The organism is Neobacillus drentensis, assembly GCF_021560175.1.
Taxonomy (GTDB): domain Bacteria; phylum Bacillota; class Bacilli; order Bacillales; family Cytobacillaceae; genus Neobacillus; species Neobacillus drentensis_A.
The window spans coordinates 114,644-141,591 of sequence record NZ_CP091110.1 but is presented as its reverse complement, the minus strand read 5'-3'; the positions used below and the strand labels follow the sequence as shown (position 1 = coordinate 141,591).

33 protein-coding genes and 1 other annotated feature are annotated in these 26,948 nt (G+C 40.7%); all 33 genes read right to left on the bottom strand.

Translation table 11 applies throughout. The features are described from left to right. Positions 1-540 (bottom strand): 50S ribosomal protein L5, encoded by a 540-nt coding sequence (rplE, locus tag L1999_RS00740; protein WP_098533207.1) that lies wholly within the window; start codon positions 538-540, stop codon positions 1-3. 26 nt (positions 541-566) lie between these two features. Beyond that, complete coding sequence (gene rplX / locus L1999_RS00735; protein WP_215047087.1) at positions 567-875, bottom strand: 50S ribosomal protein L24; 309 nt, start codon at positions 873-875, stop codon at positions 567-569. Between the two features lie 36 nt (positions 876-911). Further along, positions 912-1,280, bottom strand: a complete 369-nt coding sequence (gene rplN / locus L1999_RS00730) for a 50S ribosomal protein L14 (RefSeq protein WP_034676100.1) — start codon at positions 1,278-1,280, stop codon at positions 912-914. Positions 1,281-1,319: 39 nt separating this feature from the next. Beyond that, on the bottom strand, positions 1,320-1,583 hold the full coding sequence (gene rpsQ, locus L1999_RS00725; protein ID WP_066094707.1) for a 30S ribosomal protein S17: 264 nt from the start codon (positions 1,581-1,583) through the stop codon (positions 1,320-1,322). A gap of 23 nt (positions 1,584-1,606) precedes the next feature. Beyond that, positions 1,607-1,807 carry a 50S ribosomal protein L29 gene (gene rpmC, locus L1999_RS00720; protein WP_098533209.1) on the bottom strand — a complete coding sequence of 67 codons (201 nt, stop codon included), beginning with the start codon at positions 1,805-1,807 and terminating at the stop codon, positions 1,607-1,609. Beyond that, the gene (gene rplP / locus L1999_RS00715) at positions 1,797-2,231 is read right to left on the bottom strand and encodes a 50S ribosomal protein L16 (RefSeq protein ID WP_098533210.1); all 435 of its coding nucleotides are present in this window, start codon (positions 2,229-2,231) and stop codon (positions 1,797-1,799) included. The genes rpmC and rplP overlap by 11 nt, the downstream gene beginning before the upstream one ends. 2 nt (positions 2,232-2,233) lie before the next feature. Continuing rightward, positions 2,234-2,890, bottom strand: coding sequence for a 30S ribosomal protein S3 (gene rpsC / locus L1999_RS00710; protein WP_098533212.1), 657 nt, complete (start codon positions 2,888-2,890; stop codon positions 2,234-2,236). 3 nt (positions 2,891-2,893) lie between these two features. Continuing rightward, the gene (gene rplV / locus L1999_RS00705; RefSeq protein ID WP_098533214.1) at positions 2,894-3,235 is read right to left on the bottom strand and encodes a 50S ribosomal protein L22; all 342 of its coding nucleotides are present in this window, start codon (positions 3,233-3,235) and stop codon (positions 2,894-2,896) included. Positions 3,236-3,252: 17 nt separating this feature from the next. Continuing rightward, on the bottom strand, positions 3,253-3,531 hold the full coding sequence (rpsS, locus tag L1999_RS00700; RefSeq protein WP_026565526.1) for a 30S ribosomal protein S19: 279 nt from the start codon (positions 3,529-3,531) through the stop codon (positions 3,253-3,255). A gap of 60 nt (positions 3,532-3,591) precedes the next feature. Further along, positions 3,592-4,422 (bottom strand): 50S ribosomal protein L2, encoded by an 831-nt coding sequence (gene rplB, locus L1999_RS00695; protein ID WP_235741832.1) that lies wholly within the window; start codon positions 4,420-4,422, stop codon positions 3,592-3,594. Positions 4,423-4,451: 29 nt separating this feature from the next. After that, entirely contained in the window at positions 4,452-4,736 is a 285-nt protein-coding gene (rplW, locus tag L1999_RS00690; protein ID WP_098533217.1) for a 50S ribosomal protein L23, read from the bottom strand. Next, a complete protein-coding gene (gene rplD, locus L1999_RS00685; RefSeq protein ID WP_235741831.1) occupies positions 4,736-5,359 on the bottom strand; it encodes a 50S ribosomal protein L4 in 624 nt (207 codons plus the stop codon). The genes rplW and rplD overlap by 1 nt, the downstream gene beginning before the upstream one ends. A gap of 30 nt (positions 5,360-5,389) precedes the next feature. Continuing rightward, positions 5,390-6,016 carry a 50S ribosomal protein L3 gene (gene rplC, locus L1999_RS00680; protein ID WP_235741830.1) on the bottom strand — a complete coding sequence of 209 codons (627 nt, stop codon included), beginning with the start codon at positions 6,014-6,016 and terminating at the stop codon, positions 5,390-5,392. 38 nt (positions 6,017-6,054) lie between these two features. Further along, entirely contained in the window at positions 6,055-6,363 is a 309-nt protein-coding gene (gene rpsJ, locus L1999_RS00675) for a 30S ribosomal protein S10 (RefSeq protein WP_007085291.1), read from the bottom strand. 898 nt (positions 6,364-7,261) lie between these two features. Beyond that, positions 7,262-8,449: an elongation factor Tu gene (gene tuf / locus L1999_RS00670; protein ID WP_235741829.1), complete on the bottom strand. Its 1,188-nt coding sequence runs from the start codon at positions 8,447-8,449 to the stop codon at positions 7,262-7,264. Positions 8,450-8,578: 129 nt separating this feature from the next. Continuing rightward, positions 8,579-10,660 (bottom strand): elongation factor G, encoded by a 2,082-nt coding sequence (gene fusA / locus L1999_RS00665; protein WP_235741828.1) that lies wholly within the window; start codon positions 10,658-10,660, stop codon positions 8,579-8,581. 48 nt (positions 10,661-10,708) lie between these two features. Next, positions 10,709-11,179 (bottom strand): 30S ribosomal protein S7, encoded by a 471-nt coding sequence (rpsG, locus tag L1999_RS00660; RefSeq protein WP_215047099.1) that lies wholly within the window; start codon positions 11,177-11,179, stop codon positions 10,709-10,711. A gap of 40 nt (positions 11,180-11,219) precedes the next feature. Next, complete coding sequence (gene rpsL, locus L1999_RS00655) at positions 11,220-11,642, bottom strand: 30S ribosomal protein S12 (protein WP_026565517.1); 423 nt, start codon at positions 11,640-11,642, stop codon at positions 11,220-11,222. A gap of 102 nt (positions 11,643-11,744) precedes the next feature. Beyond that, complete coding sequence (locus L1999_RS00650; RefSeq protein WP_215047102.1) at positions 11,745-11,993, bottom strand: 50S ribosomal protein L7ae-like protein; 249 nt, start codon at positions 11,991-11,993, stop codon at positions 11,745-11,747. Positions 11,994-12,154: 161 nt separating this feature from the next. Then, the gene (gene rpoC / locus L1999_RS00645; protein ID WP_235741827.1) at positions 12,155-15,754 is read right to left on the bottom strand and encodes a DNA-directed RNA polymerase subunit beta'; all 3,600 of its coding nucleotides are present in this window, start codon (positions 15,752-15,754) and stop codon (positions 12,155-12,157) included. Between the two features lie 91 nt (positions 15,755-15,845). Beyond that, positions 15,846-19,406: a DNA-directed RNA polymerase subunit beta gene (gene rpoB / locus L1999_RS00640; protein ID WP_235741826.1), complete on the bottom strand. Its 3,561-nt coding sequence runs from the start codon at positions 19,404-19,406 to the stop codon at positions 15,846-15,848. Between the two features lie 256 nt (positions 19,407-19,662). Further along, the gene (locus L1999_RS00635; RefSeq protein WP_235741825.1) at positions 19,663-20,262 is read right to left on the bottom strand and encodes a class I SAM-dependent methyltransferase; all 600 of its coding nucleotides are present in this window, start codon (positions 20,260-20,262) and stop codon (positions 19,663-19,665) included. Positions 20,263-20,461: 199 nt separating this feature from the next. Further along, complete coding sequence (rplL, locus tag L1999_RS00630) at positions 20,462-20,824, bottom strand: 50S ribosomal protein L7/L12 (protein WP_101645926.1); 363 nt, start codon at positions 20,822-20,824, stop codon at positions 20,462-20,464. 206 nt (positions 20,825-21,030) lie between these two features. Continuing rightward, complete coding sequence (gene rplJ / locus L1999_RS00625) at positions 21,031-21,531, bottom strand: 50S ribosomal protein L10 (protein ID WP_235741824.1); 501 nt, start codon at positions 21,529-21,531, stop codon at positions 21,031-21,033. A gap of 33 nt (positions 21,532-21,564) precedes the next feature. Next, positions 21,565-21,708, bottom strand: a sequence feature (ribosomal protein L10 leader region). Between the two features lie 53 nt (positions 21,709-21,761). Then, the gene (gene rplA / locus L1999_RS00620; RefSeq protein WP_098533243.1) at positions 21,762-22,460 is read right to left on the bottom strand and encodes a 50S ribosomal protein L1; all 699 of its coding nucleotides are present in this window, start codon (positions 22,458-22,460) and stop codon (positions 21,762-21,764) included. A 182-nt stretch (positions 22,461-22,642) separates the two neighbouring features. Further along, a complete protein-coding gene (rplK, locus tag L1999_RS00615) occupies positions 22,643-23,068 on the bottom strand; it encodes a 50S ribosomal protein L11 (protein WP_141561102.1) in 426 nt (141 codons plus the stop codon). A 236-nt stretch (positions 23,069-23,304) separates the two neighbouring features. After that, positions 23,305-23,838: a transcription termination/antitermination protein NusG gene (gene nusG, locus L1999_RS00610; protein ID WP_215047111.1), complete on the bottom strand. Its 534-nt coding sequence runs from the start codon at positions 23,836-23,838 to the stop codon at positions 23,305-23,307. Between the two features lie 181 nt (positions 23,839-24,019). After that, the gene (gene secE, locus L1999_RS00605; protein ID WP_215047113.1) at positions 24,020-24,202 is read right to left on the bottom strand and encodes a preprotein translocase subunit SecE; all 183 of its coding nucleotides are present in this window, start codon (positions 24,200-24,202) and stop codon (positions 24,020-24,022) included. 48 nt (positions 24,203-24,250) lie between these two features. Next, positions 24,251-24,397 carry a 50S ribosomal protein L33 gene (rpmG, locus tag L1999_RS00600; RefSeq protein ID WP_215047115.1) on the bottom strand — a complete coding sequence of 49 codons (147 nt, stop codon included), beginning with the start codon at positions 24,395-24,397 and terminating at the stop codon, positions 24,251-24,253. Positions 24,398-24,514: 117 nt separating this feature from the next. Next, positions 24,515-25,165 (bottom strand): RNA polymerase sporulation sigma factor SigH, encoded by a 651-nt coding sequence (sigH, locus tag L1999_RS00595; RefSeq protein WP_235741823.1) that lies wholly within the window; start codon positions 25,163-25,165, stop codon positions 24,515-24,517. Between the two features lie 70 nt (positions 25,166-25,235). After that, a complete protein-coding gene (locus L1999_RS00590; protein ID WP_235741822.1) occupies positions 25,236-25,745 on the bottom strand; it encodes an NYN domain-containing protein in 510 nt (169 codons plus the stop codon). Positions 25,746-25,750: 5 nt separating this feature from the next. Next, the gene (rlmB, locus tag L1999_RS00585) at positions 25,751-26,494 is read right to left on the bottom strand and encodes a 23S rRNA (guanosine(2251)-2'-O)-methyltransferase RlmB (RefSeq protein ID WP_235741821.1); all 744 of its coding nucleotides are present in this window, start codon (positions 26,492-26,494) and stop codon (positions 25,751-25,753) included. Between the two features lie 45 nt (positions 26,495-26,539). After that, entirely contained in the window at positions 26,540-26,947 is a 408-nt protein-coding gene (locus tag L1999_RS00580; protein WP_235741820.1) for a Mini-ribonuclease 3, read from the bottom strand. Between the last annotated feature and the right edge of the window lies 1 nt (position 26,948).

Genomic DNA, 26,948 nt, shown 5'->3' with positions numbered 1-26,948 from the left:
TTACTTTTGGAATGGCATTCCAAATTGAGTTAAAAGTTCACGTGATTCTTCATCAGTGTTTGCTGTCGTTACGATAACGATATCCATACCACGAACTTTGCTTACTTTATCGTAATCAATTTCAGGGAAGATTAATTGTTCTTTAATACCTAAAGTGTAGTTACCGCGACCATCAAATGCTTTCTTAGAAACACCACGGAAGTCACGTACACGAGGTAAAGAAACGGAAACTAATTTATCCAAGAATTCGTACATGCGCTCACCGCGAAGTGTAACCTTTGCACCGATTGGCATACCTTCACGAAGACGGAAACCAGCGATAGATTTCTTCGCACGAGTTACAACTGGCTTTTGACCAGTAATAGTAGCTAACTCCTCAACAGCATTGTCAAGTGCTTTAGCATTTGCAACTGCGTCACCTACACCCATGTTGATTACGATTTTCTCAAGTTTTGGAACTTCCATAACTGATTTATAGTTGAACTTGCTCATTAGAGCAGGTGTTACTTCTTTAACAAATTTTTCTTTTAGGCGGTTCATTCATTGTACCTCCCTTCTTTTATAAACTATTTATCTAATACTTCACCGGATTTTGCTACGCGTACTTTTTTGCCATCAACCGTTGTGTAACCTACACGAGTTGGGTTACCTGTTTTAGGATCGATAGGCATTACGTTTGATACATGGATAGGAGCCTCAAAGTTAATAATTCCGCCTTGTGGATTCACTTGAGATGGCTTAGAGTGTTTTTTCACAATGTTCACACCTTCAACCACTACACGGTTATCTTTTGGATAAGCAGCCAGGATTACACCTGTTTTGCCTTTATCCTTACCAGAGATGACTCTTACTTTATCACCTTTTTTTACATGCATCTGTGCGCACCTCCTTAAAGGCAATTAATTTTAAAATTATAATACTTCTGGAGCTAAAGAAACGATTTTCATAAAGTTGTTGTCGCGAAGTTCGCGGGCAACTGGTCCGAAGATACGAGTTCCACGAGGGCTTTTATCATCTTTAATAATGACACATGCGTTTTCATCGAAACGAATGTAAGAACCATCGGGACGACGCGCACCGCTCTTTGTACGTACAATAACAGCCTTAACAACGTCACCTTTTTTAACAACGCCACCTGGTGTTGCTTGTTTTACTGTACAAACGATCACATCACCAATACCAGCAGTTTTGCGACCAGAACCACCAAGAACTTTAATCGTAAGTACTTCACGAGCACCAGAGTTGTCAGCAACTTTTAAACGTGATTCTTGTTGAATCATGTGTGTAACCTCCCTTCGGAATGAAGCTTATCCGAACAATTAAATGATAACTGCTTTTTCTACGATTTCAACTAAACGGAAACGTTTAGTAGCTGAAAGTGGGCGAGTTTCCATGATGCGTACTACATCGCCGATCTTTGCTTCGTTTTGCTCATCATGAGCTTTAAACTTTTTAGAGTATTTCACGCGTTTACCGTATAAAGGATGCTTTTTATGTGTTTCTACTAGAACAGTAACGGTTTTATCCATTTTGTCAGAAACAACGCGTCCAGTGTAAACTTTGCGCTGGTTACGTTCACTCATTGTGTGAACCTCCTCTCGGATAATTACTTGTTAACGCTGATTTCTCTTTCACGAACAACTGTCTTCATGCGAGCAATTGATTTGCGTACTTCACGAATACGAGCTGTGTTTTCAAGTTGTCCCGTCGCCAATTGAAAGCGAAGGTTGAAAAGTTCTTCTTTTAGAGATTTAACTTTTTGTTCAATTTCAGCAGTGGTAAGTTCACGTAGTTCATTAGCTTTCACTTGATTCACCACCAATTTCTTCACGTTTTACAAACTTACATTTAACTGGAAGTTTGTGCATTGCAAGACGAAGTGCTTCACGTGCGATTTCTTCAGAAACACCAGCGATTTCAAACATGATTTTTCCTGGCTTTACAACAGCTACCCATCCTTCAGGAGCACCTTTACCGGAACCCATCCGAACTTCTAGAGGCTTAGCAGTGTAAGGCTTGTGAGGGAAAATTTTGATCCAAACTTTACCGCCACGTTTCATGTAACGAGTCATCGCAATACGAGCTGCTTCAATCTGACGGTTTGTAATCCAAGAAGCTTCTAAAGCTTGTAGGCCGTATTCACCGAATGTTACTTCAGTACCGCCTTTAGCTTGACCGCGCATCTTTCCACGGTGTTGACGGCGATATTTTACGCGTTTTGGCAATAACATAATTATTTGCCTCCTTCCGCATTTTTCTTCTTAGTAGGAAGGACTTCTCCCTTATAGATCCATACTTTAACGCCTAGCTTACCATAAGTAGTATCAGCTTCAGCTGTAGCATAGTCGATATCCGCACGAAGTGTGTGAAGTGGAACAGTACCTTCGCTATAGTGTTCAGAACGAGCGATATCAGCTCCGCCTAAACGACCAGATACCATTGTTTTAATACCTTTTGCTCCTGCACGCATAGCACGTTGGATAGCTTGCTTTTGTGCACGACGGAAAGATACACGGTTTTCTAATTGACGAGCAATATTTTCAGCAACTAGTTTAGCATCAACGTCAGCTCTTTTGATTTCAAGAATGTTGATGTGAACGCGTTTGCCAGTTAATTGATTTAGAGCTTTACGAAGTGCTTCAACTTCAGTACCGCCTTTACCGATAACCATACCAGGTTTCGCAGTATGAACAGTTACATTCACACGGTTAGCCGCACGTTCGATTTCTACTTTAGAAACAGAAGCATCTTTTAAACGCTTCGTGATATACTCACGAACTTTAAGGTCTTCGTGTAAAAGATCAGCGAAGTCTTTACCTGCGTACCACTTAGATTCCCAATCACGGATGATTCCGATACGCAAACCGACTGGATTTACTTTTTGACCCACAGCTTATCCCTCCTTCTTTTCTGTTAAAACGATTGTAATGTGGCTTGTGCGTTTGTTAATTTGGCTTGCACGGCCCATAGCACGAGGACGGAAACGTTTTAAGGTTGGTCCTTCGTCGACGAATGCTTGTGCAACAACTAGATTGTTAACGTCCATTTCATAGTTGTGCTCAGCGTTTGCCATAGCAGATTTTAGTACTTTTTCCACGATTGGAGAAGCAGCCTTAGGAGTGAGATTTAAAATCGCCACCGCTTCACCAACTTGCTTACCTCGGATTAAATCAACGACTAAACGTGCTTTACGAGGAGCAATACGAACTGTTCTTGCAACAGCTTTAGCTTGCATTTGGATGCCCTCCTCTCTTAACGTCTTGTTTTCTTGTCATCATTACCATGGCCTTTGTAAGCACGTGTTGGAGCGAATTCTCCAAGCTTGTGTCCTACCATGTCTTCAGTAACATATACAGGCACATGTTTGCGACCATCATAAACTGCGATAGTGTGGCCGATAAATTGTGGGAAGATCGTAGAACGTCGAGACCAAGTTTTAATAACTTGTTTACTCTCAGTTTCATTTAACTTTTCGACCTTAACCATTAAATGATCATCAACAAATGGTCCTTTTTTCAAGCTGCGACCCATGAAGGAACCTCCCTTCGTGACTGTACTACGGTTCTACTCATGAACCGTAGGTTAGTCCCGTTATTTTTTACGACGACGTACGATAAACTTATCTGACTTATTTTTCTTCTTACGAGTCTTGTATCCAAGAGTTGGTTTACCCCAAGGAGACATTGGTGACTTACGTCCGATTGGTGAACGTCCTTCACCACCACCATGTGGGTGATCGTTAGGGTTCATAACAGATCCACGTACAGTTGGACGCTTGCCTAACCAGCGTGAACGACCTGCTTTACCAATATTAATAAGTTCGTGCTGCTCGTTACCTACTTGGCCGATTGAAGCACGGCACTCAGCAAGAATCATACGAGTTTCACCAGAAGTTAAACGTACTAGTACGTATTTACCTTCTTTACCAAGTACTTGAGCAGAAGTTCCTGCAGAACGAACTAATTGTCCGCCTTTACCTGGTTTTAACTCAATGTTGTGTACTACAGTACCAACAGGAATGTTAGCAAGTGGAAGTGCGTTACCCACTTTAATGTCAGCCTCAGGACCAGACACTACTTCCATACCAACTTCTAAGTTTTTAGGAGCTAAGATATAACGCTTTTCTCCATCTAAATAGTTAATTAAGGCAATATTTGCAGAACGGTTTGGATCGTATTCGATTGTAGCAACGCGTCCTGGAATGCCATCTTTGTTACGTTTAAAGTCAATTAAACGATATTGACGCTTATGGCCGCCACCTTGATGACGAACAGTTAACTTACCTTGGTTATTACGGCCGCCTTTGCTCTTTAATGGAGCTAATAGAGATTTCTCTGGAGTGCTAGTTGTGATTTCAGCGAAATCAGAAACTGTCATTCCACGACGACCATTGGAGGTAGGTTTGTACTTTTTAATCGCCATATTATTTCCCTCCTCTTCTTGATAGCTTCTTATGCTTCAAAGATTTCGATTTCTTTGCTATCAGCAGTTAATTTAACAATCGCTTTACGACGCTTGTTAGTGTATCCGCCGAATTTTCCCATACGCTTGAATTTACCTTTATAGTTCATGATGTTTACTTTATCAACATCTACGCCAAAGATTTCTTCAATAGCATCTTTAACTTGTGTTTTATTAGCTCTAACATCAACTTCAAACGTATATTTCTTTTCAGACATTAGGTCAGTAGACCGTTCAGTGATAACGGGGCGCTTAATGATATCGCGTGCATCCATTATGCAAGCACCTCCTCTACTTTTTCAACCGCTGCTTTAGTCATGATTAACTTCTCATGATTTACAACGTCTAATACGTTGATTCCATCAGCTGTTACAACTGTTACACCAGGGATGTTACGAGCAGATAATGCTACGTTTTCATCAAGGTCAGCAGTAACGATTAGTGCTTTCTTCTCAACAGAAAGGCCACCTAATACTGATTTGAATTCTTTTGTTTTTGGTGCATCAAAAGCTAGGCTTTCAAGTACCAAGATATTTTCGTCTAACACTTTAGATGAAAGTGCAGATTTGATCGCTAAACGGCGAACTTTTTTAGGTAATTTGTAGCTGTAGCTGCGTGGTGTTGGACCAAATACAGTACCACCTCCGCGCCATTGTGGTGAACGGATGGAACCTTGACGAGCACGTCCTGTTCCTTTTTGACGCCATGGCTTACGGCCACCGCCTGCTACTTCTGAACGAACTTTTGTTTTATGAGTTCCTTGACGTAAAGAAGCTCTTTGCATAACAATTGCTTCAAATAATACGTGTTGGTTAGGCTCAATACCAAAAACTGAGTCATTAAGTTCGATGTCTCCAACTTGAGAACCGTTTTGGTTTAATAATGCTACTTTAGGCATTCCTTTGTTCCTCCTTTCTTACAAAGTGAATTATGCTTTAACCGCACCTTTGATTTTTAATAATGCTTTTTTAGCACCAGGTACGTTACCTTTGATTAATAATAAGTTGCGCTCTGTGTCAACTTTAACAATTTCAAGGTTTTGAACAGTAACTTGTTCCCCACCCATGCGTCCTGGTAATGCTTTACCTTTGAATACACGGTTTGGAGCAACAGGTCCCATTGAACCTGGACGACGATGATAACGAGAACCGTGAGCCATAGGGCCGCGTGATTGTCCGTGGCGTTTGATTGAGCCTTGGAAACCTTTACCTTTTGAGATTCCTGTTACATCTACGATATCTCCTGCAGCGAAAATATCAACTTTGACTTCCTGACCAACTTCATATGCTGCTAAGTCGTCTCCGCGGAATTCGCGAATGAAGCGCTTAGGAGCAGTATTTGCTTTCGCAACATGTCCTTTTTCAGGCTTGTTAGCTAACTTTTCACGCTTGTCTTCAAAACCAACTTGAACAGCAACATATCCATCGCTATCATCAGATTTCTTTTGAAGAACAACGTTTGGAGCTACCTCAACAACAGTTACTGGAATTAAGAGTCCGTTTTCTGCAAATACTTGAGTCATACCAATTTTTCTTCCTAAGATTCCTTTGGTCATGTAAGTCACACCTCCTATATTTTTAAATGTTTATTTGATTAAAGTTTAATTTCGATATCAACACCAGATGGTAAATCTAAACGCATTAACGCATCAACTGTTTGTGGAGTTGGGTTAACGATGTCGATTAGACGCTTATGTGTCCGCATTTCGAATTGCTCACGAGAATCTTTATACTTATGAACCGCACGAAGAATTGTGTAAACAGATTTTTCGGTTGGTAGCGGAATCGGACCAGAAACTGCCGCACCAGAACGTTTTGCTGTTTCAACGATTTTTTCTGCTGATTGATCAAGGATTCTGTGATCATACGCTTTAAGACGGATACGAATTTTTTGTTTTGCCATTATTTTCCCTCCTTTATTCGCCTATTTTCAAAATAGACATTCTCAGTGAAAATTTCCCACACACTCGCCATGGCAAAGCGGCCGGGTGTGTCAGCAACCTTCCACATCATCGCAGTCAAAGACCAACATTGTCTATTATACATAAAACATAAAGGTAAAGCAACATTTTTTTATGACTTTTTCTTTATGCTTCTGTCTTGAACACTTTTTCTATTATAAAGGCTGTTACAGTCTTTTTCAACTGTTAATCTTAATCTCCAAAAATATCCTAATTCATTCAACTTTATTTACTTAATTTCGAAATTATCTAACTTATATATATATAGAAGAAATATGGAGTGAATTTGCTGTGGTTTTATGGATTAGTTTCTTAGGGGTTGGATATGGGGGAAGTTCTAAGTATGTTTGAGGGGTGAATAATTGTCGTTTAGTATGGGGTTATTGGACAAAATCCTTTTACTCCTTACGATTTTGTCTTATAGACTTGGGCTATCGGACAAATTTTCTGTTTCCTTATGAAAACTGTCCAATAGCAGTTCCCTATTGGACAAAATCCTTTTACACCACCACGATTTTGTCTTATAGACTGAGTCTATCGGACAAATTTTCTGTTTCCTTATAAAAATTGTCCAATAGCAGCACCCTATTGGACATAATCTCTTTGAAAATCATAAGTTTGTCCATTAGAAAGCGCCTATTAGACAAAATCTTTTTGCAACCTCACAATTTTGTCTAATAGAAAGAAACTATCGGACAACCTTTAAGTTTCCTTATGAAAAATCGTCCAATAGAATGAGATTATTGATATGGAATCCGAAAATAGACCAGAATTCATTAATTTCATTCATAAACAAAAAAAAGCAGATGGATCGTCATCCATCTGCTTTTTATAGAGTGATTACTCTTGAATAGTTGTGATTGAACCTGAACCAACTGTACGTCCGCCTTCACGAATAGAGAACTTAGTTCCTTCTTCGATCGCAACTGGAGCGATTAGTTCAACAGTCATTTCAATATGGTCGCCAGGCATAACCATTTCAGTACCTTCTGGAAGATTACAGATACCTGTAATATCAGAAGTACGGAAATAGAATTGTGGACGATAGTTTGTGAAGAATGGAGTATGACGTCCACCTTCTTCTTTTGATAATACGTAAACTTGTGCTTTAAACTTTGTGTGTGGAGTGATTGATTTTGGCTTAGCCAAAACTTGTCCACGCTCGATTTCTTCACGAGCAACACCACGAAGAAGGGCACCGATGTTGTCACCAGCTTCAGCAAAATCAAGAAGCTTACGGAACATTTCTACACCTGTTACAGTAGTAGATTTTGGCTCTTCAGTGAAACCAACGATTTCAACTACGTCACCAACTTTAACTACACCACGCTCAACACGTCCTGTAGCAACAGTTCCACGACCAGTGATTGAGAATACATCCTCAACTGGCATCATGAAAGGCTTGTCAGTGTCACGAGTTGGAGTTGGAATGAACTCATCAACAGCAGCCATTAATTCAAGAACTTTTTCTTCCCATTCAGCTTCACCCTCAAGAGCTTTAAGAGCAGAACCTTTGATAACTGGAGTGTCATCGCCAGGGAAATCGTATTCTGTTAATAGGTCACGAATTTCCATTTCTACTAATTCAAGAAGCTCTTCGTCGTCAACCATATCACACTTGTTCATGAATACAACAAGGTAAGGTACGCCTACCTGACGAGAAAGAAGGATGTGCTCACGAGTTTGTGGCATTGGGCCGTCAGTTGCAGATACTACTAGGATACCGCCGTCCATTTGCGCAGCACCAGTGATCATGTTTTTAACATAGTCAGCGTGTCCTGGGCAGTCAACGTGTGCATAGTGACGGTTATCAGTTTCATATTCAACGTGTGCAGTAGAGATTGTGATACCACGTTCTTTTTCTTCTGGTGCACCATCAATTTGATCGTATGCACGAGCTTCTGCTTTACCTGATTTAGCAAGAACAGAAGTGATTGCAGCTGTTAAAGTAGTTTTACCATGGTCAACGTGTCCGATTGTACCAATGTTAACGTGTGGCTTTGAACGGTCGAATTTAGCTTTTGCCATTTGGAAAATCCTCCTTTGGATTATAAGGTTTTAAGTATATTTTAAGTGGAAACTGTTAAAAGGAGTTAGCCAATCAACAGTTTCCGTTCTTACATAAGTAGTTATACTTTATATAAGGGTGAAAATCAATTATTCACCTTTATTTTTTTTAATGATTTCTTCAGAAATTGATTTTGGAACTTCTTCGTAGTGATCAAAGTGCATAGAGAATACTCCACGACCTTGAGTACTTGAACGAAGTGCAGTTGCATAACCAAACATTTCAGAAAGTGGAACCATTGAACGAACTACTTGTGCATTACCACGAGCTTCCATACCTTCAACACGGCCACGGCGAGCAGTAATTTGACCCATGATATCACCTAGGTAATCTTCAGGGATTACAACTTCTACTCTCATAACAGGTTCAAGGATAACTGGCTGACACTTAGAAGCAGCATTTTTAAGCGCCATTGAGGCAGCAATTTTAAACGCCATTTCAGAGGAGTCAACATCATGGTAAGATCCATCGAATAATCTTGCTTTAATATCAACTAATGGATAACCAGCAAGAACACCGCGATCTAGTGCATCTTCAAGACCAGCTTGTACTGCAGGGATGTATTCACGAGGAACAACACCACCAACGATACCGTTTACGAATTCAAATCCTTTACCTTCATCATTAGGTCCGAATTCGATCCAAACGTGACCGTATTGTCCACGACCACCAGATTGGCGGGCAAACTTACCTTCAACTTGTGCAGAAGCACGGAATGTTTCACGGTAAGCAACCTGTGGAGCACCTACGTTAGCTTCAACTTTGAACTCACGACGCATACGGTCAACGATGATGTCAAGGTGAAGTTCACCCATACCAGCAATGATGACTTGTCCAGTTTCCTGGTCTGTATGTGCGCGGAAAGTTGGATCTTCTTCTTGAAGTTTTTGTAAAGCAGTTGTCATTTTGTCTTGGTCTGCTTTTGATTTTGGTTCAACTGAAAGTTGGATTACTGGCTCTGGGAATTGCATAGACTCTAAGATAACAAGGTTTTTCTCATCACATAGAGTATCACCAGTAGTTGTATCTTTTAGACCTACAGCTGCTGCAATATCACCCGCGAAAACCTTAGAGATTTCTTGACGGCTGTTAGCATGCATTTGTAGGATACGTCCGATACGCTCACGCTTTCCTTTAGTTGAGTTCTGAACATATGATCCAGCCTCTAAAGTACCAGAGTAAACACGGAAGAACGTTAATTTACCTACATAAGGGTCTGTCATAACTTTGAATGCTAGAGCTGAGAATGGCTCTTCATCGCTTGAGTGACGCTCAAGAATTTCTTCTTCATCATCAACCGCATGACCTTTAATAGCAGGTACATCTAGTGGAGATGGAAGATAATCGATAACTGCATCCAACATTAATTGAACACCTTTGTTTTTAAATGCTGATCCACAGATTACAGGGTAGAATTCTACGTTAACAGTACCTTTACGAATAGCTGCTTTTAGCTCTTCTTTAGTGATTTCTTCACCGCCAAGGTATTTTTCCATTAACTCTTCATCTAATTCTGCAACTGCTTCAATAAGCTTTTCACGGTATTCTTCAGCTTGAGCGCGGTATTCTTCTGGAATCTCACGAACTTCAATATCAGTTCCTAAGTCGTTACCGTAGAATACAGCATTCATTTCTACAAGGTCAATGATTGCTTCAAACTGATCTTCAGCACCGATAGGTAACTGAATCGCATGCGCATTCGCTTGCAAACGGTCGTGAATTGTTCCTACAGAATATAGGAAGTCAGCTCCGATTTTGTCCATTTTGTTTACGAATACGACACGTGGTACACCGTAAGTTGTTGCTTGACGCCATACTGTTTCAGTTTGTGGCTCAACACCAGATTGTGCATCTAGTACTGCTACCGCACCATCTAGTACACGCAGGGAACGTTCAACTTCAACTGTGAAGTCTACGTGTCCTGGTGTATCAATGATATTTACGCGGTGGCCTTTCCACGATGCAGTTGTTGCTGCTGATGTGATAGTGATACCGCGTTCTTGTTCCTGCTCCATCCAGTCCATCTGAGAAGCACCTTCATGTGTTTCACCAATCTTATGAATACGACCAGTGTAGTAAAGAACACGCTCAGTGGTAGTCGTCTTACCGGCATCAATGTGTGCCATGATACCGATATTACGAGTATTTTCTAAGGAGAACTCTCTTGCCATTGGGTCTTTCTCCTTCCTAGTATGAAAGTTTTTATATTGAAGGTTAAATTACCAACGATAGTGAGCAAACGCTTTGTTTGCTTCTGCCATTTTGTGTGTATCTTCACGTTTCTTAACAGATGCACCAGAGTTGTTAGCTGCATCCATGATTTCGTTAGCTAAACGCTCTTCCATCGTTTTTTCTCCGCGAAGACGCGCATAGTTCACTAACCAGCGAAGACCTAAAGTTGTTCTACGATCAGGGCGCACCTCAACTGGTACTTGGTAGTTCGCACCACCTACACGACGAGCTCTAACTTCAAGAACAGGCATGATATTTTTCATTGCTGCTTCGAAAGTCTCCATCGGCTCTTTGCCAGTACGTTCACGAATTGTATCGAACGCAGAATAAAGAATTTCTTGAGATTTACCTCTTTTACCATCGATCATCATTTTGTTGATTAGACGAGTAACTAATTTAGAATTATAAAGTGGATCAGGTAACACGTCTCTTTTTGCTACAGGACCTTTACGTGGCATTTTGTTTCCTCCTTTCAAAGAAGCTTCTATTTAGTGTGTATTATTTCTTAGCTGCTTTTGGTCTCTTAGTACCATATTTAGAACGGCCTTGCATACGGTTGTTTACTCCAGCTGTATCAAGCGCTCCACGTACGATGTGATAACGTACTCCCGGTAAGTCCTTTACACGTCCTCCACGGATAAGAACAACACTGTGCTCTTGAAGGTTATGGCCGATACCAGGAATGTAAGCTGTCACCTCGATACCATTTGTCAAACGTACACGTGCATATTTACGTAACGCTGAGTTTGGTTTCTTTGGAGTCATTGTACCAACACGAGTACATACTCCGCGTTTTTGTGGTGAAGATACATTTGTTTGAGATTTCTTAAAGCTGTTATAACCTTTGTTAAGTGCTGGTGATTTTGACTTTTCCTCTTTAGATTGACGAGGTTTGCGCACTAATTGGTTAATAGTAGGCATGATTTTTCCTCCCTTCGTTATTTGTAAGCCCACACATCCAGGTGGTTCATTTTTTTGCAAAAACAAAGTTTTTGCAGATTACTCTATCTACAAAAACAGTTTTTAACGGATAATAGCGACAGTTGCTGCACCGACTTCAATTCCAGATGCTTTACCGAGGTTTTTCATCGAGTCTACATACTGGATTGGGATCTTCATCAAGAGTGCTTCTTCAACGACTTTTGCTGTTAACTTTGGTTCAGCGTCGTTTGCAACGAGAATCTCTTGTACAGTTCCTTCTTTCAGTGCTCTCACTGCTTGTTTTGTACCAATAACAATCTTGTGTGCTTTTAATACTTTTTCATAAGACATAGAGTATATCCTCCAAAGTATCCGTTGAATAGGAGCACCTTTGATATAATATCATCTTACCAAAAAGATGTCAACAAATGTTTCGTAAATTTTATTCAAAGTACTCAGTGGTAATAATTTCATAAATGTGGTACCTGCATTTTGCAGGTACCACAGCTTATTTAATCAATTGCAACAGTTTCTTCAGAGGTGGTATCGCGCAGGACTGGCTCTGCCTTACGATAACGCTGCATTCCTGTTCCAGCAGGAACAAGTTTACCGATGATTACATTTTCTTTCAAGCCGAGTAACTCATCGCGTTTTCCTTTGATTGCCGCATCAGTAAGAACTCTTGTTGTTTCTTGGAATGATGCTGCTGACAAGAATGAATCTGTTTCAAGTGATGCTTTGGTGATACCAAGTAAGACTGGACGTCCAGTTGCAGGCAACTTACCTTCAAGCAAAGCCTTCTCGTTTGCATCAGTAAACTGATGAATATCAAGAAGCGTACCTGGAAGTACATCTGTTTCCCCTGCATCGCTAACACGGATCTTACGCAGCATTTGACGAACCATTACTTCGACGTGCTTATCGCCAATTTCAACCCCTTGCATACGGTAAACTTTTTGAACCTCACGCAATAGGTATTCTTGAACGGACGTAACGTCTTTTACTTTTATTAATTCTTTCGGATCGATAGAACCTTCAGTTAGTTCTTGACCACGCTCTACTTGTTCATTGATTGCTACTTTCAAGCGGGCTGTATATGGAGCATTATAGGTACGAGATTCAACTTCACCCTGAACCACGATTTCATGCTGGCGGTCACGGCCTTCATTAATTCCTACAACAACACCTTGAATTTCAGAGATGACTGCTTGACCTTTAGGGTTACGCGCTTCAAAAATCTCTTGGATACGCGGTAAACCTTGGGTAATATCATCTCCAGCAACCCCACCGGTATGGAATGTACGCATCGTTAACTGTGTTCCTGGCTCACCGATTGATTGGGCAGCGATAATACCAACTGCTTCGCCCACTTCAACTTCTTGACCAGTTGCCAAGTTACGGCCATAACACTTCTTACATACACCATGACGAGTATTACACGTAAAGGCAGATCTAATTTTCACTTCTTCAATTCCTGCATTAACGATAATTTCTGCTAAGTCCTCAGTAATTAGGCCGTTTTCAGGAACAAGCACTTCTTTTGTTTCAGGGTGTTTGATAGCCGTACGAGCATAACGGCCAATTAAGCGTTCATCCAAACCTTCGATGATTTCTGTACCATCTTTTAAAGCACTGATTAGGAAGCCGCGGTCAGTACCACAATCGTCCTCACGAACAATGACATCCTGGGCTACGTCAACTAAACGACGAGTTAGGTAACCTGAATCGGCTGTTTTAAGGGCTGTATCGGCAAGACCTTTACGGGCACCGTGAGTCGAGATAAAGTACTCTAATACGGTTAATCCTTCACGGAAACTTGATTTAATTGGTAATTCGATGATACGTCCAGCCGGGTTGGCCATCAGACCACGCATACCAGCAAGCTGTGTAAAGTTAGAGGCGTTACCACGGGCACCGGAATCACTCATCATAAAGATCGGATTCGATTTATTCAAGGACTGCATCAGTTTACCTTGAATGGTATCTTTTGCAGCACTCCAGATCGCAATAACACGATCGTAACGCTCATCTTCAGTAATTAGACCACGTCTGAATTGCTTCATTACGTTATCTACTTTTTCTTGAGCTTCATGAAGAATTTGCGGTTTTTCAGGAAGTACGACAATATCAGCCACACCAACGGTTAAACCGGCTTTAGTTGAATGTTTAAAGCCTAGATCCTTCATGCGGTCAAGCATTTTAGAAGTTTCGGTAATTTTGAATCGCTTAAAGACCTCAGCAATGATATTTCCAAGAATTTTCTTTTTAAATGGATCAATCAAAGGCATTTCTTTAATTCTAGCTTTTACGTCTTCACCTTTTTCAATAAAATACTTGGCAGGTGTTTCGACTTCTAGATTATGTCTTGTTGGTTCATTGATATACGGGAATGACTTCGGAAGAATTTCATTAAAAATAAGTTTACCAACCGTTGTCATTAATAATTTATTATTTTGTTCTTCTGTAAAGGTTTCATTGCCTAATGAACCAGCATGAACAGCTACACGTGTATGGAAGTGTACATAGCCGTTTTGGTAGGCAAGGATTGCTTCACTAGTGTCTTTAAAGACCATACCTTCACCAATCGTGCCTTCACGCTCTAAGGTTAGGTAATAGTTACCTAATACCATGTCCTGAGAAGGAGTAACAACCGGCTTACCATCTTTAGGGTTCAAGATATTTTGAGCTGCTAGCATCAACAGACGAGCCTCTGCTTGAGCTTCAGATGATAATGGTACGTGAACAGCCATTTGGTCACCGTCGAAGTCCGCGTTATATGCTGTACATACAAGTGGATGAAGGCGAATCGCCCGTCCTTCAACAAGTGTTGGTTCAAATGCCTGAATACCCAATCTATGAAGTGTAGGGGCACGGTTCAACAGAACTGGATGCTCCTTAATAACATCTTCAAGTACATCCCAAACATCTGGAGATACACGTTCGATTTTACGTTTTGCTGATTTAATGTTGTGTGCCAATCCTTTTTCAACTAACTCTTTCATCACAAATGGCTTGAATAATTCAAGAGCCATTTCCTTCGGAAGACCACATTGATACATTTTTAGGTTCGGACCAACAACGATAACGGAACGGCCGGAATAGTCAACCCGTTTACCGAGCAAGTTCTGACGGAAACGTCCTTGTTTACCTTTAAGCATATGAGAAAGAGATTTTAACGGACGGTTACCAGGACCTGTAACAGGTCTGCCGCGACGGCCGTTATCAATTAAGGCATCGACTGCTTCTTGAAGCATACGCTTTTCGTTTTGAACAATAATGCTTGGAGCACCAAGATCTAATAAACGCTTTAAACGGTTATTACGGTTGATAACACGGCGATAAAGATCGTTTAGGTCAGATGTTGCAAAACGTCCGCCATCCAATTGTACCATCGGACGAAGTTCCGGCGGAATAACTGGAAGTACATCAAGAATCATCCATGATGGCTCATTACCAGAATTACGGAAGGCCTCCAAGACTTCAAGACGCTTAATCGCGCGTGTACGGCGCTGGCCTTGTGCAGTCTTAAGTTCTTCCTTTAGGATGTCTACTTCTTTATTTAAATCAATATCCGAAAGAAGCTTTTTAATCGCTTCTGCGCCCATGGCAGCTTGGAATTTGTTTCCGTACTTTTCACGATAGGCACGATATTCTTTTTCAGATAAAAGATGCTTTTTATCAAGTGGAGTATCACCTGATTCTGTCACTACATATGAAGCAAAGTAGATAATTTCTTCTAAAGCACGAGGGGACATGTCTAACACAAGACCCATTCGGCTTGGAATACCTTTAAAGTACCAAATATGTGAGACAGGTGCAGCTAATTCAATATGACCCATACGTTCGCGGCGTACTTTTGCACGTGTTACTTCAACACCACAACGGTCACAAACAACGCCCTTGTAACGGACACGCTTATATTTTCCGCAATGACATTCCCAGTCCTTCGTTGGACCAAAGATTCGCTCACAGAATAAGCCGTCTTTCTCAGGTTTTAACGTACGATAGTTAATGGTTTCTGGCTTTTTCACTTCTCCGAATGACCATGAACGGATCTTATCCGGTGAAGCAAGACCAATTTTCATATACTCAAAATTATTAACGTCAAGCAAGGGGCCTACCTCCCTTTCGATATCCAGGTTCTACCCTTATTAGAAAAGCAGAAGCGCACACACATTGTTGCGTGCGCTTCAACTCGAGAAATTACTCTTTTGAACCTACTTTTTCAGATTCGAAACTTGGTGCATCTGGTGCGATGTTTAATGTGTCAACTTGTTGTAAGTCGTCATCATCTTCTGTATCTCGCATTTCAATTTCTTCTTCATCACCGGAAAGGATTTTTACATCCATACCTAAGCTTTGAAGTTCTTTAATTAATACTTTGAAGGATTCAGGAACACCTGGCTCAGGAACATTTTCACCTTTTACAATCGCTTCATATGTCTTCACACGACCAACAACGTCGTCCGATTTAACGGTTAGGATTTCTTGAAGTGTATAGGCAGCACCGTATGCTTCAAGCGCCCAAACCTCCATCTCACCGAAACGCTGACCACCGAATTGTGCTTTACCGCCCAATGGCTGCTGTGTAACAAGTGAGTATGGTCCTGTAGAACGGGCATGGAGTTTATCGTCAACCATGTGCGCCAATTTAATCATATACATGACACCAACGGATACACGGTTATCAAACGGTTCCCCTGAACGGCCATCATACAGAACGGTTTTGGCATCACGAGCCATACCTGCTTCTTCGATCGTACCCCAAACATCTTCTTCTCGAGCACCATCAAATACTGGTGTTGCAACATGGATACCTAGGTATCTTGCTGCCATTCCCAAATGAAGCTCAAGCACCTGACCGATATTCATACGAGATGGTACCCCTAATGGGTTTAACATGATATCTACAGGTGTGCCATCTGGTAAGTAAGGCATATCTTCTTCCGGCAAAATCCGTGAGATAACCCCTTTATTACCGTGACGCCCCGCCATTTTATCACCTTGGTGAATCTTACGTTTCTGAACGATATAAACACGGACAAGCTGGTTTACACCTGGTGGCAGTTCATCACCATCTTCACGATTGAAGACTTTAACGTCATGAACAATACCGCCGCCGCCATGCGGAACTCTTAGTGAAGTATCGCGGACCTCACGCGCTTTTTCACCAAAAATAGCGTGAAGGAGACGTTCTTCAGCTGTTAATTCTGTTACACCTTTTGGTGTTACTTTACCAACAAGAAGGTCACCGTCTTTTACTTCGGCTCCAGTGCGGATAATACCACGTTCATCCAAGTTACGAAGAGCATCTTCCCCTACGTTTGGAATGTCACGGGTAATTTCCTCAGGTCCAAGCTTGGTATCACGAGATTCTGATTCATATTCTTCAATATGAATGGAAGTATAGACATCATCTTTTACAAGACGTTCACTCATAATGATGGCATCTTCATAGTTATAACCATCCCATGTCATGAAGGCAACAAGAACGTTACGTCCAAGTGCTAACTCTCCTAATTCCATGGATGGACCGTCCGCTAAGATTTCACCCTTTTTCACGCGGTCGCCAACAGCCACGATTGGACGTTGATTATAGCAAGTACCTTGGTTAGAACGGATAAATTTCAGTAATCGATATTTTTTAAGATCGCCTTTTACTTCTTGGCCATCTAGTTCTTTGACTTCTCGCACCCAAACTTCACGGGCTTCAACATGTTCAACAATACCTTCCTGCTTACAGATAACTGCTGCACCGGAGTCTTTACCTGATACATATTCCATACCAGTACCAACTCTTGGCGCTTCAGGCTGCATTAGAGGAACTGCTTGACGTTGCATGTTCGCACCCATCAAAGCACGGTTTGAGTCATCATTTTCAAGGAACGGAATACACGCGGTTGCCGCTGATACTACCTGTTTTGGTGATACATCCATGTAGTCAATGCGTTCGCGTTTTACAACTGTGTTTTCACCACGGAAACGAGCTACTACCTCGTCATCGAGGAAGGCACCGTCATCACCAAGACGAGAATTCGCCTGTGCTACTACATAGTTATCTTCTTCATCCGCTGTCAGATAATCGATTCTGCTTGTCACCTTACCTGTATCCGGGTCAACACGTCTGTATGGTGTTTCAATAAAACCAAAACGGTTTACCTTCGCATAGGATGAAAGTGAGTTGATCAAACCGATGTTTGGACCTTCAGGTGTTTCAATTGGACACATACGTCCATAGTGGGAGTAGTGTACGTCACGTACTTCCATCCCTGCACGTTCACGTGTTAAACCACCAGGTCCTAATGCTGATAGACGACGCTTGTGGGTTAACTCCGCAAGCGGGTTGGTTTGGTCCATGAACTGTGATAATTGCGAGCTTCCGAAGAACTCTTTGATTGATGCAATAACCGGTCGAATGTTAATCAATTGCTGCGGTGTAATGGTTGCAGTATCTTGGATAGACATTCTCTCGCGGACAACACGTTCCATACGAGATAAACCAATCCGGAACTGGTTCTGCAATAGTTCACCAACAGAACGAAGACGTCTGTTACCTAAGTGGTCGATATCATCTGTATCGCCTACTCCATGTAATAAATTAAAGAAGTAGCTAATCGAAGCAATGATATCTGCTGGTGTAATATTTTTAATTGGCTCTGCCACATAGGCATTACCTAGTACATTAATCACTTTTTCATTTTCATCGCCAGGAGCATAGATTTTAATGCCTTGAAGAATGATCTCTTCGCTTACTACACCACCAACAGGGTTGTGGCCTCGGAAATTAATATTCTTTTCAAGGGCAGGGATAATTCTATCAAGGTTTCTCCTATCAAGGAGTGTTCCTTTTTCGGCAATGATTTCACCAGTTTCAGGATCAGCAAGTGACTCTGCTAAACGCTGGTTGAATAAACGATTTTTGATATGAAGCTTTTTATTGATTTTGTAACGACCAACATTCGCCAGATCATAACGCTTCGGATCAAAGAAACGTGACACTAACAAACTCTTAGCGTTATCAACTGTCGGCGGTTCGCCCGGACGAAGACGCTCATAAATTTCTAATAGCGCTTTGTCAACACCCTCTGTGTTATCCTTCTCAAGCGTATTGCGGATGTACTCGTTATCACCAATCAATTCAATGATTTCTTGATCGGAACCAAAGCCTAATGCACGCAAAAGAACCGTAACGGGCAGTTTCCGAGTACGATCTATTCTTACATAAACTACATCTTTGGCATCTGTTTCATACTCCAGCCAAGCGCCGCGGTTCGGAATTACTGTCGCAGTAAAACCTTTCTTGCCGTTTTTATCAAGTTTTCCACTAAAGTAAACGCTCGGTGAACGCACTAACTGTGATACTATAACGCGTTCTGCCCCATTAATGACAAATGTACCTGTTTCTGTCATCAGCGGGAAATCACCCATAAATACATCTTGGTCTTTTACTTCACCAGTTTCTTTGTTTACAAGACGTACTTTTACACGTAATGGAGCAGAATATGTAACGTCCCGTTCTTTCGATTCTTCTACAGAATACTTTGGATCGCCAAGGCTGTAATCAATAAATTCCAGTGATAGGTTACCAGTAAAATCTTCAATCGGTGAAATATCTTGAAACATTTCACGTAATCCCTCATCCAAGAACCATTGATAAGAAGAGGTTTGGATTTCAATAAGATTTGGTAATTCTAAAACTTCACTGATTCGTGCGTAACTTCTACGTTGGCGGTGTCGTCCATACTGAACTAGTTGACCTGTCAACTGATTCACCCCTCAAATCAAGCGTTTTTTAATAAATCTATTACGTCTAATAATAGAAGCTAAAAACTCTACCAATTAGACAAAAAGAAAAAGGGTTTTTTCATTAAAAACCACATTTTCACATTTTGATTATTATTTTGTCATCATTTCCTTCTTATGCCGTTTTTATACTAAGAAAATAAGTATTTTTAGGAATAAATCGGAAATTATTATGATGGCATTTTATAATGCTAACACAACGACAAAGTCGAGTCAACTATTTTATTGCCTTAATAATAAAATAACCTTTGGCTTTGTCGACGGTCTCAACTTCAGAAAATAGGGTTTTTAATTTTTCAAGCGCAGACGGAGCTCCTTGTTTCTTTTGGATGACAATCCAAAGTTCGCCATTAGGAACCAGATGCGCAAAGCTTTGTTCAAAAATATCATGAACAGTTTGTTTACCTGCTCTAATTGGTGGATTTGTTAAGATGACTGCGAAATGATCACCTTTAATATTTAATAAGCGGTCGCTTTCATAAATATCAACATTTGTAATATGATTTATAGTGGCATTTTCCTTAGCTAACTCAATGGCCCGCCCATTTACATCTACCATATGAACAAAGCGGTCATTGAATTCCTTCGCAATTGATAAACCAATTGGTCCATACCCACAGCCTACATCAAGAACATGTCCTTCAACGTCTGGCATCATAAAAGACTCTATGAGTAAACGTGAGCCAAAATCTACTTCTCGTTTTGAAAAAACACCGTTATCAGTTTTAAAATGGAAAGAATGGTTTCGTAATCGATAATCCCAATGTTTCGGATCACTTTCCACGTTTTGTGTTCGAGAATAGTAGTGTTCGGACAATAGACTCACCTCCGGAGATCATTATATGAAGAAATAAGAGGAATAGCTCATCATTAAAGTATAACCCTTTGAACCTTATGAACTATCTGCTCAAACGACTAGCAACGAATGGATTCTCCATGGATTGCAAACCAAGTCGTCTTTGCTTTAAAATAGCCAAAAAAAGCCCGCTTATGCAGCGAGCTTTTTTATAGTAGAATTACTTAACTTCAACGTTAGCTCCAACTTCATCAAGCTTAGCTTTGATTGCTTCAGCTTCTTCTTTAGCAACGCCTTCTTTAATTGCTTTTGGAGTGTTGTCAACAAGGTCTTTTGCTTCTTTAAGTCCAAGACCAGTGATTTCACGAACAACTTTAATAACTTTGATTTTTTGATCGCCAGCGCTAGCTAGGATTACATCAAATTCAGTTTGCTCTTCAACAGCAGCAGCTCCAGCTCCGCCTACCATTGCTACAGGAGCAGCAGCAGTTACGCCGAATTCTTCTTCAATTGCTTTTACAAGATCGTTAAGTTCTAAAACAGTCATAGATTTAACTGCTTCAATGATTTGTTCTTTAGTCATGATTATGTTTCCTCCTTAGTTTTCGTTACGTTTTATTAGTTTTGCGTTTCAGATTTGTCCAGCTTCAGCTCCCAGCAGCTAGTGTCCTTCGCTCTTCTCCCTACGATAAGTCAACATCGGCTCGCTTGCGCTCTCCGTGTTTCCTTTATCTCAGTCGAAGCGCTCCAGGCCATACGCTGCTAAACGGTCGCTTCAGCTTTTCTAGCTTACGCGCCTTGTTCTTCTTTTTGATCTGCAACTGCTTTTGCAGCAAGAGCAAGATTGCGAATTGGAGCTTGTAGTACGCTGAGTAGCATAGATAGCAAGCCTTCGCGTGATGGTAGATCAGCTAGAGCTTTAATCTCTTCAGCTGTTGCAACGTTGCCTTCGATTACACCTGCTTTAAGTTCAAGTGCCTCGTGCTTTTTCGCAAAGTCATTCAAGATTTTCGCTGGTGCTACAACATCTTCAGTACTGAACGCAATTGCGTTAGGACCAGTTAATGCTTCGTTTAAGTTAGAAAGCTCAGCTGCATCAGCTGCACGGCGTACCATTGAGTTCTTGTAAACTTTGAATTCAACGCCTGCTTCACGAAGTTGTTTACGAAGTTCAGTTACTTCTGCAACTGAAAGACCACGATAATCAACAACGACAGTTGATACACTTGCTTTTAACTTGTCAGTAATTTCGTCAACTAATTGTTTCTTTAGTTCGATTACACTGCTCATCTTTACACCTCCTGTAGATTATCTCCATTTATACCAGGCAAGTTAAAGCCTCCATATCGAGCAAGACATGGAGGCAGCATTCAAAAGCTGAATAATCAGCTTAATCTATTCGCTCTACCTCGGCAGGAAATTAAGCCGTAAGGCACCTGCTGTCTACAGTACAAATGTTTTATTTTAAACAACAATCTAGATTATATAAAATATACTCTAGATTGTCAATTGGTAATAAATTACTTAGCTGCTACAGTAGAAGGATCTACTTTTACACCAGGGCCCATTGTTGAAGAAACTGTAACGTTCTTCATGTAAGTTCCTTTTGCAGCTGCAGGTTTAGCTTTCAACATTGTATCAAAAATAGTGTTGAAGTTTTCAACAAGCTTTTCGTTTTCGAAAGATGATTTACCGATAGGAACATGAATGTTACCAGACTTGTCTACACGGTATTCAACTTTACCTGCTTTAATTTCATTGATTGCTCTTGTTACATCAAATGTAACTGTACCAGTTTTAGGGTTTGGCATTAAGCCTTTAGGTCCTAAAACACGACCAAGTTTACCAACTTCACCCATCATGTCAGGAGTTGCTACGATTACATCAAAATCAAACCAACCTTGTTGGATTTTGTTGATGTATTCAGAATCACCTACATAATCAGCTCCAGCTGCTTCTGCTTCTTTCACTTTTTCACCCTTCGCGAATACTAAAACGCGTTGAGTTTTACCAGTTCCGTTTGGAAGCACTACTGCGCCACGGATTTGTTGGTCAGCTTTCTTAGGATCTACTCCTAAACGGAAAGCTACTTCAAGAGTTGCATCAAATTTAGTGAAGTTTGTTTTTTTAGCAAGATCAATTGCTTCTGCAATTGGGTATGCTTTTAAGCGATCTACAAGCTTTGAAGCTTCTAAATACTTTTTACCTTTTTTAGCCATTTTTATTTCCTCCTAGATTGTGGTTTTAGCGAATTATTCTCCCACGCCGAAAAGCCGAGGCATTTCTATCTTTAAGAATCTATTGACCTTAAAACGAAATGCCGCTGCTAGACAGAACAAAGGTTGCGAGTATATTAAAATATCGCAACCCCTTCATTACACTTGCGCTTCAGTTACATGGATTAGTCTTCGATAACGATACCCATGCTGCGTGCAGTACCTTCAACCATGCGCATTGCTGCTTCAACGCTAGCTGCGTTTAGGTCAGGCATTTTTTGTTCCGCAATCTCGCGTACTTTATCACGCTTTACTGTTGCTACTTTATTACGGTTAGGTTCACCTGAACCAGACTGGATTCCAGCTGCTACTTTTAAAAGAACGGCAGCAGGAGGAGTTTTCGTAATAAATGTAAATGAACGGTCTTCAAATACCGTAATTTCAACAGGAATGATTAATCCAGCTTGATCTGCTGTACGAGCGTTAAATTCCTTACAGAATCCCATGATATTAACACCTGCTTGACCTAGTGCAGGACCAACCGGTGGCGCTGGATTAGCTTTACCAGCAGGAATTTGTAATTTAACGACTTTAATTACTTTTTTAGCCACGAGACACACCTCCTTAAAGTCCGTGATGTGGTAATAGGGACCAATTAGACCCTCCCACTCAACATATGTCTTTATATAAAAATCATAAAGAACTTAAACATTAGTCTAATCTCACAACGGAGACATACTGACCTATGAAATAGTAACATTTTTTAAATATGATTTCAAGTTTTTTTACAATAACTGATTATTTTTCTTTTAAATCACACAAAAATTCTGTTCCAACACATAGGTTTTTATAATTTTTCAATCTGTGTAAAATCAAGTTCTACCGGAGTGTCACGGCCAAACATATTTACAAGAACTTTGAGTTTTGAACGGTCCTTGTCCATTTCTTCGACAGATCCAGTGAAGTTAGCAAAAGGACCTTCCTTTACGCGAACTGTTTCTCCAATTTCATAATCAACATCAATCCGTTTTTCTTCTACACCCATCCGCTTAAGTAACACGACTACTTCCTCAGGAAGTAATGGTGTTGGTTTTGAGCCGGAACCGGCAGAACCCACAAATCCTGTTACACCAGGAGTATTACGGACTACATACCAAGAATCATCTGTCATAACTAGTTCGACTAATACGTAACCAGGGAATACCTTACGTTTGACAACCTTCTTTTTGCCGTTTTTAATTTCTGTTTCTTCTTCCTCAGGTACAACGACACGGAATATTTTATCTGCCATGCCCATTGATTCAACCCTTTTTTCTAAATTCGCTTTTACCTTATTTTCATAACCAGAGTAAGTATGAACTACGTACCAATTCTTTTCCATTTAAGAGGACTAGATCGTCCGTCCCTCCCTCAATTTTGCAGAAATTTTAATGCCTTTCCTGAGCATCACGACACTAACCCAACCGCTTCCACTTTTCAAGACAAATTAAAAAACCCGTTTATACGGGTTTTTAGATAAAAATTCCTTTAATAATTTCCATTATACCATGAATGATGGCTATTTATTCAAGAATTAGCCGAATCAATTTAGAGATTCCTAAATCTAGTACAGCAAAAAACGCTGCGAAAAATACGACTGTTGTTAAAACAGTAACCGTCGAACGAACCAATTCCCCACGTTTCGGCCAGCTGACCTTTCTCATTTCACGGAATATATCACTGAAGAATTTCGTTATGCGCTGCATGATCTCGTAACCCCCAACAACTTAAGTAAGCAATGCTAGTATCTATCTTTATTTTGTTTCCCGGTGGATCGTATGGGCCGCACAGGTCTTACAAAACTTTTTTAATTCTAATCGTTCCGATTGTGTGTCTTTACCGACTGTCGAATAATTTCGGGAGCCGCACTCCACACAAGCTAAGATGACTTTTTTACTCATATTCGACACCTTCAACATTCTTCTTTTGTTTCACTAAAAATGTAACATGACCCCTATTTAATGTCAATAACTCCTAAAACGGGTTACTAATATTGACATACTATTTCATTGCTTTACCTACAACGAAAATTCTCGAATTTCCAGATAACGCTCTAGTTTTCGCTTAACCCGCTGTAAGGCATTATCAATAGATTTCACATGACGATTCAGCTCTTCAGAAATTTCCTGATACGATTGGCCGTCTAAATAGAGTGCTAGCACCTTTCGTTCTAGGTCGCTTAATAACTCAGTCATTTTTACTTCAATATGGTCGAATTCTTCTTGATTGATAATTAATTCTTCAGGATCCAGGACCTTCGCACCTGATAGAACGTCCATTAAAGTACGGTCAGATTCTTCATCATAAATAGGCTTGTCCAATGATACATACGAGTTTAACGGAATATGCTTTTGCCGTGTTGCGGTCTTAATTGCCGTGATGATCTGGCGGGTAATACAGAGTTCAGCAAACGCTTTAAAGGAAGTCAGCTTGTCCTCGCGAAAATCACGAATGGCCTTATATAAGCCAATCATTCCTTCTTGGACAATATCTTCCTTATCTGCTCCAATTAAAAAATAGGATCTTGCTTTTGCACGCACAAAATTACGATACTTGTGAATCAAATAATCCAATGCTTCACTATCACCTTGGTGTACCAAGTCGACAATTCCCTCGTCTTCCATTACGAAAAAGTGTTCGTTAATCTTTGCTCCGAAGTCCGTACTCATAGTAGATCCCCTCCACCGAACATGCATAGATATTACTAGTATACATTAGAAATATTTTGAAGTCGATAGCTCATTTCTCGCCTCTGCGCCATTTTTCAAAAATTTCTGCCATTTCTTCACTAATCGGTATCTTAGAGAACGGCTTTTTTTCTTGGATCTTTTTCACTTTCTTTTCGATTCCTTTTTCAATGGAGGACATTTCAATCAGCAGTTCACGCGCAGACTTTCTTAATGCACCCTGTCCAAATATCGCCCATTGTTCTGTAAAATCAGAGGTTGCTACATGGATTTGTGTTCTTCGATTGCTTAAGCTAATCGCCATTTTTTCAATCCGCTCATCCGCTGTTTCATTTTCCTTTGTAAAAATAACCTCAACCTTATGATTTTTATACTTTTTCTCTATCCCTTGGACATAATAGGCATCAAAAACAATAATCACACGGTAACCGGAAAAGGCCTGATATTCGGCCATTTTTTCGATTAGTCGATCCCTTGCAGCCGGTAAATCCCTGTCCTTGAGTACTTTTAATTCTGGCCAGGATCCAATAATGTTGTATCCGTCGACAAGCAGGATGTCCATATCCACTACCTGCCAAGTGGATGACGTTTGCGATATACCTCATACATGAGTAGGGATGCAGCTACAGAAGCATTTAATGAAGTTACTTTACCGGCCATTGGCAATTGGATGAGAAAGTCACATTTATCACGAATTAACCTTCCCATTCCTTTTCCCTCGCTGCCAATTACTAAACCGAGTGGAAGCGTTCCATCCATCTGACGGTAATCTTCCTTTCCCTTGGCATCTGTTCCAGCAATCCATACGCCCCGTTCTTTCAGCTCATCAATCGTACGTGCCATATTCGTTACCCGGACCACTGGAATATATTCAATTGCCCCTGTTGAAGCCTTTGCCACCGTTGCGGTTAATCCAACCGCCCTCCGTTTTGGAATGATGATACCATGTGCCCCAACTGCATCCGCAGTCCGCATAATGGAACCTAGGTTATGGGGATCCTCTATTTCATCAAGCAGTAAAAAGAACGGTGCCTCATTTCTCTTCTCTGCTGCAGTAAACAAATCATCCATTTCCGCATATTGGTAAGCCGCCACATAGGCAAGCACACCTTGATGATTTTCTTCAGCAATTTGGTCAAGTTTTTTCTTTGGAACAAATTGCACAAGAACATTGGCTTCTTTCGCCAATTGGGTAATCTGCTGCATCTGTCCCCGTTGTGAACCTTCGGCAATTAAAATCTTATTGATATCTCTTTCCGATTTTAGTGCTTCGATAACTGGATTTTTTCCAACAATGTATTCCTGATTCATATTATTTCGTTCCTCCTTTCATTAGAAAGCGATATTCGCCTGTTATCATGCGTCTTCAACACAGCTAAAGGCCCTCTCCACTAACTCCTCTAACCGTTCCAATCTTCCTTCTAAAAATAAATAGCCAATTAAAGCTTCAAACGCTGTGCTGTAGCGGTATGTTTGAACATCCGTATTTTTTGGAACGGTACCTGATTTTGCATTCCTGCCGCGCAGAACGACAGCGGATTCCTCTTCATTTAAAAGCTTTTCATCCATAAATTGAAAAAGGATCCGGCACTGGGCCTTCGCTGAAACGTATCTAGTCGCCAAACGATGTAATTGATTGGGCCTCACCTGGCCATTATAGAGAAGGTGCCGTCTAACATAAGATTCAAATACGGCATCCCCCATATAGGCCAAAGCAAGACCATTCAATTGTTTGGCATCAATATTGTTCTCATAATCAAGCATG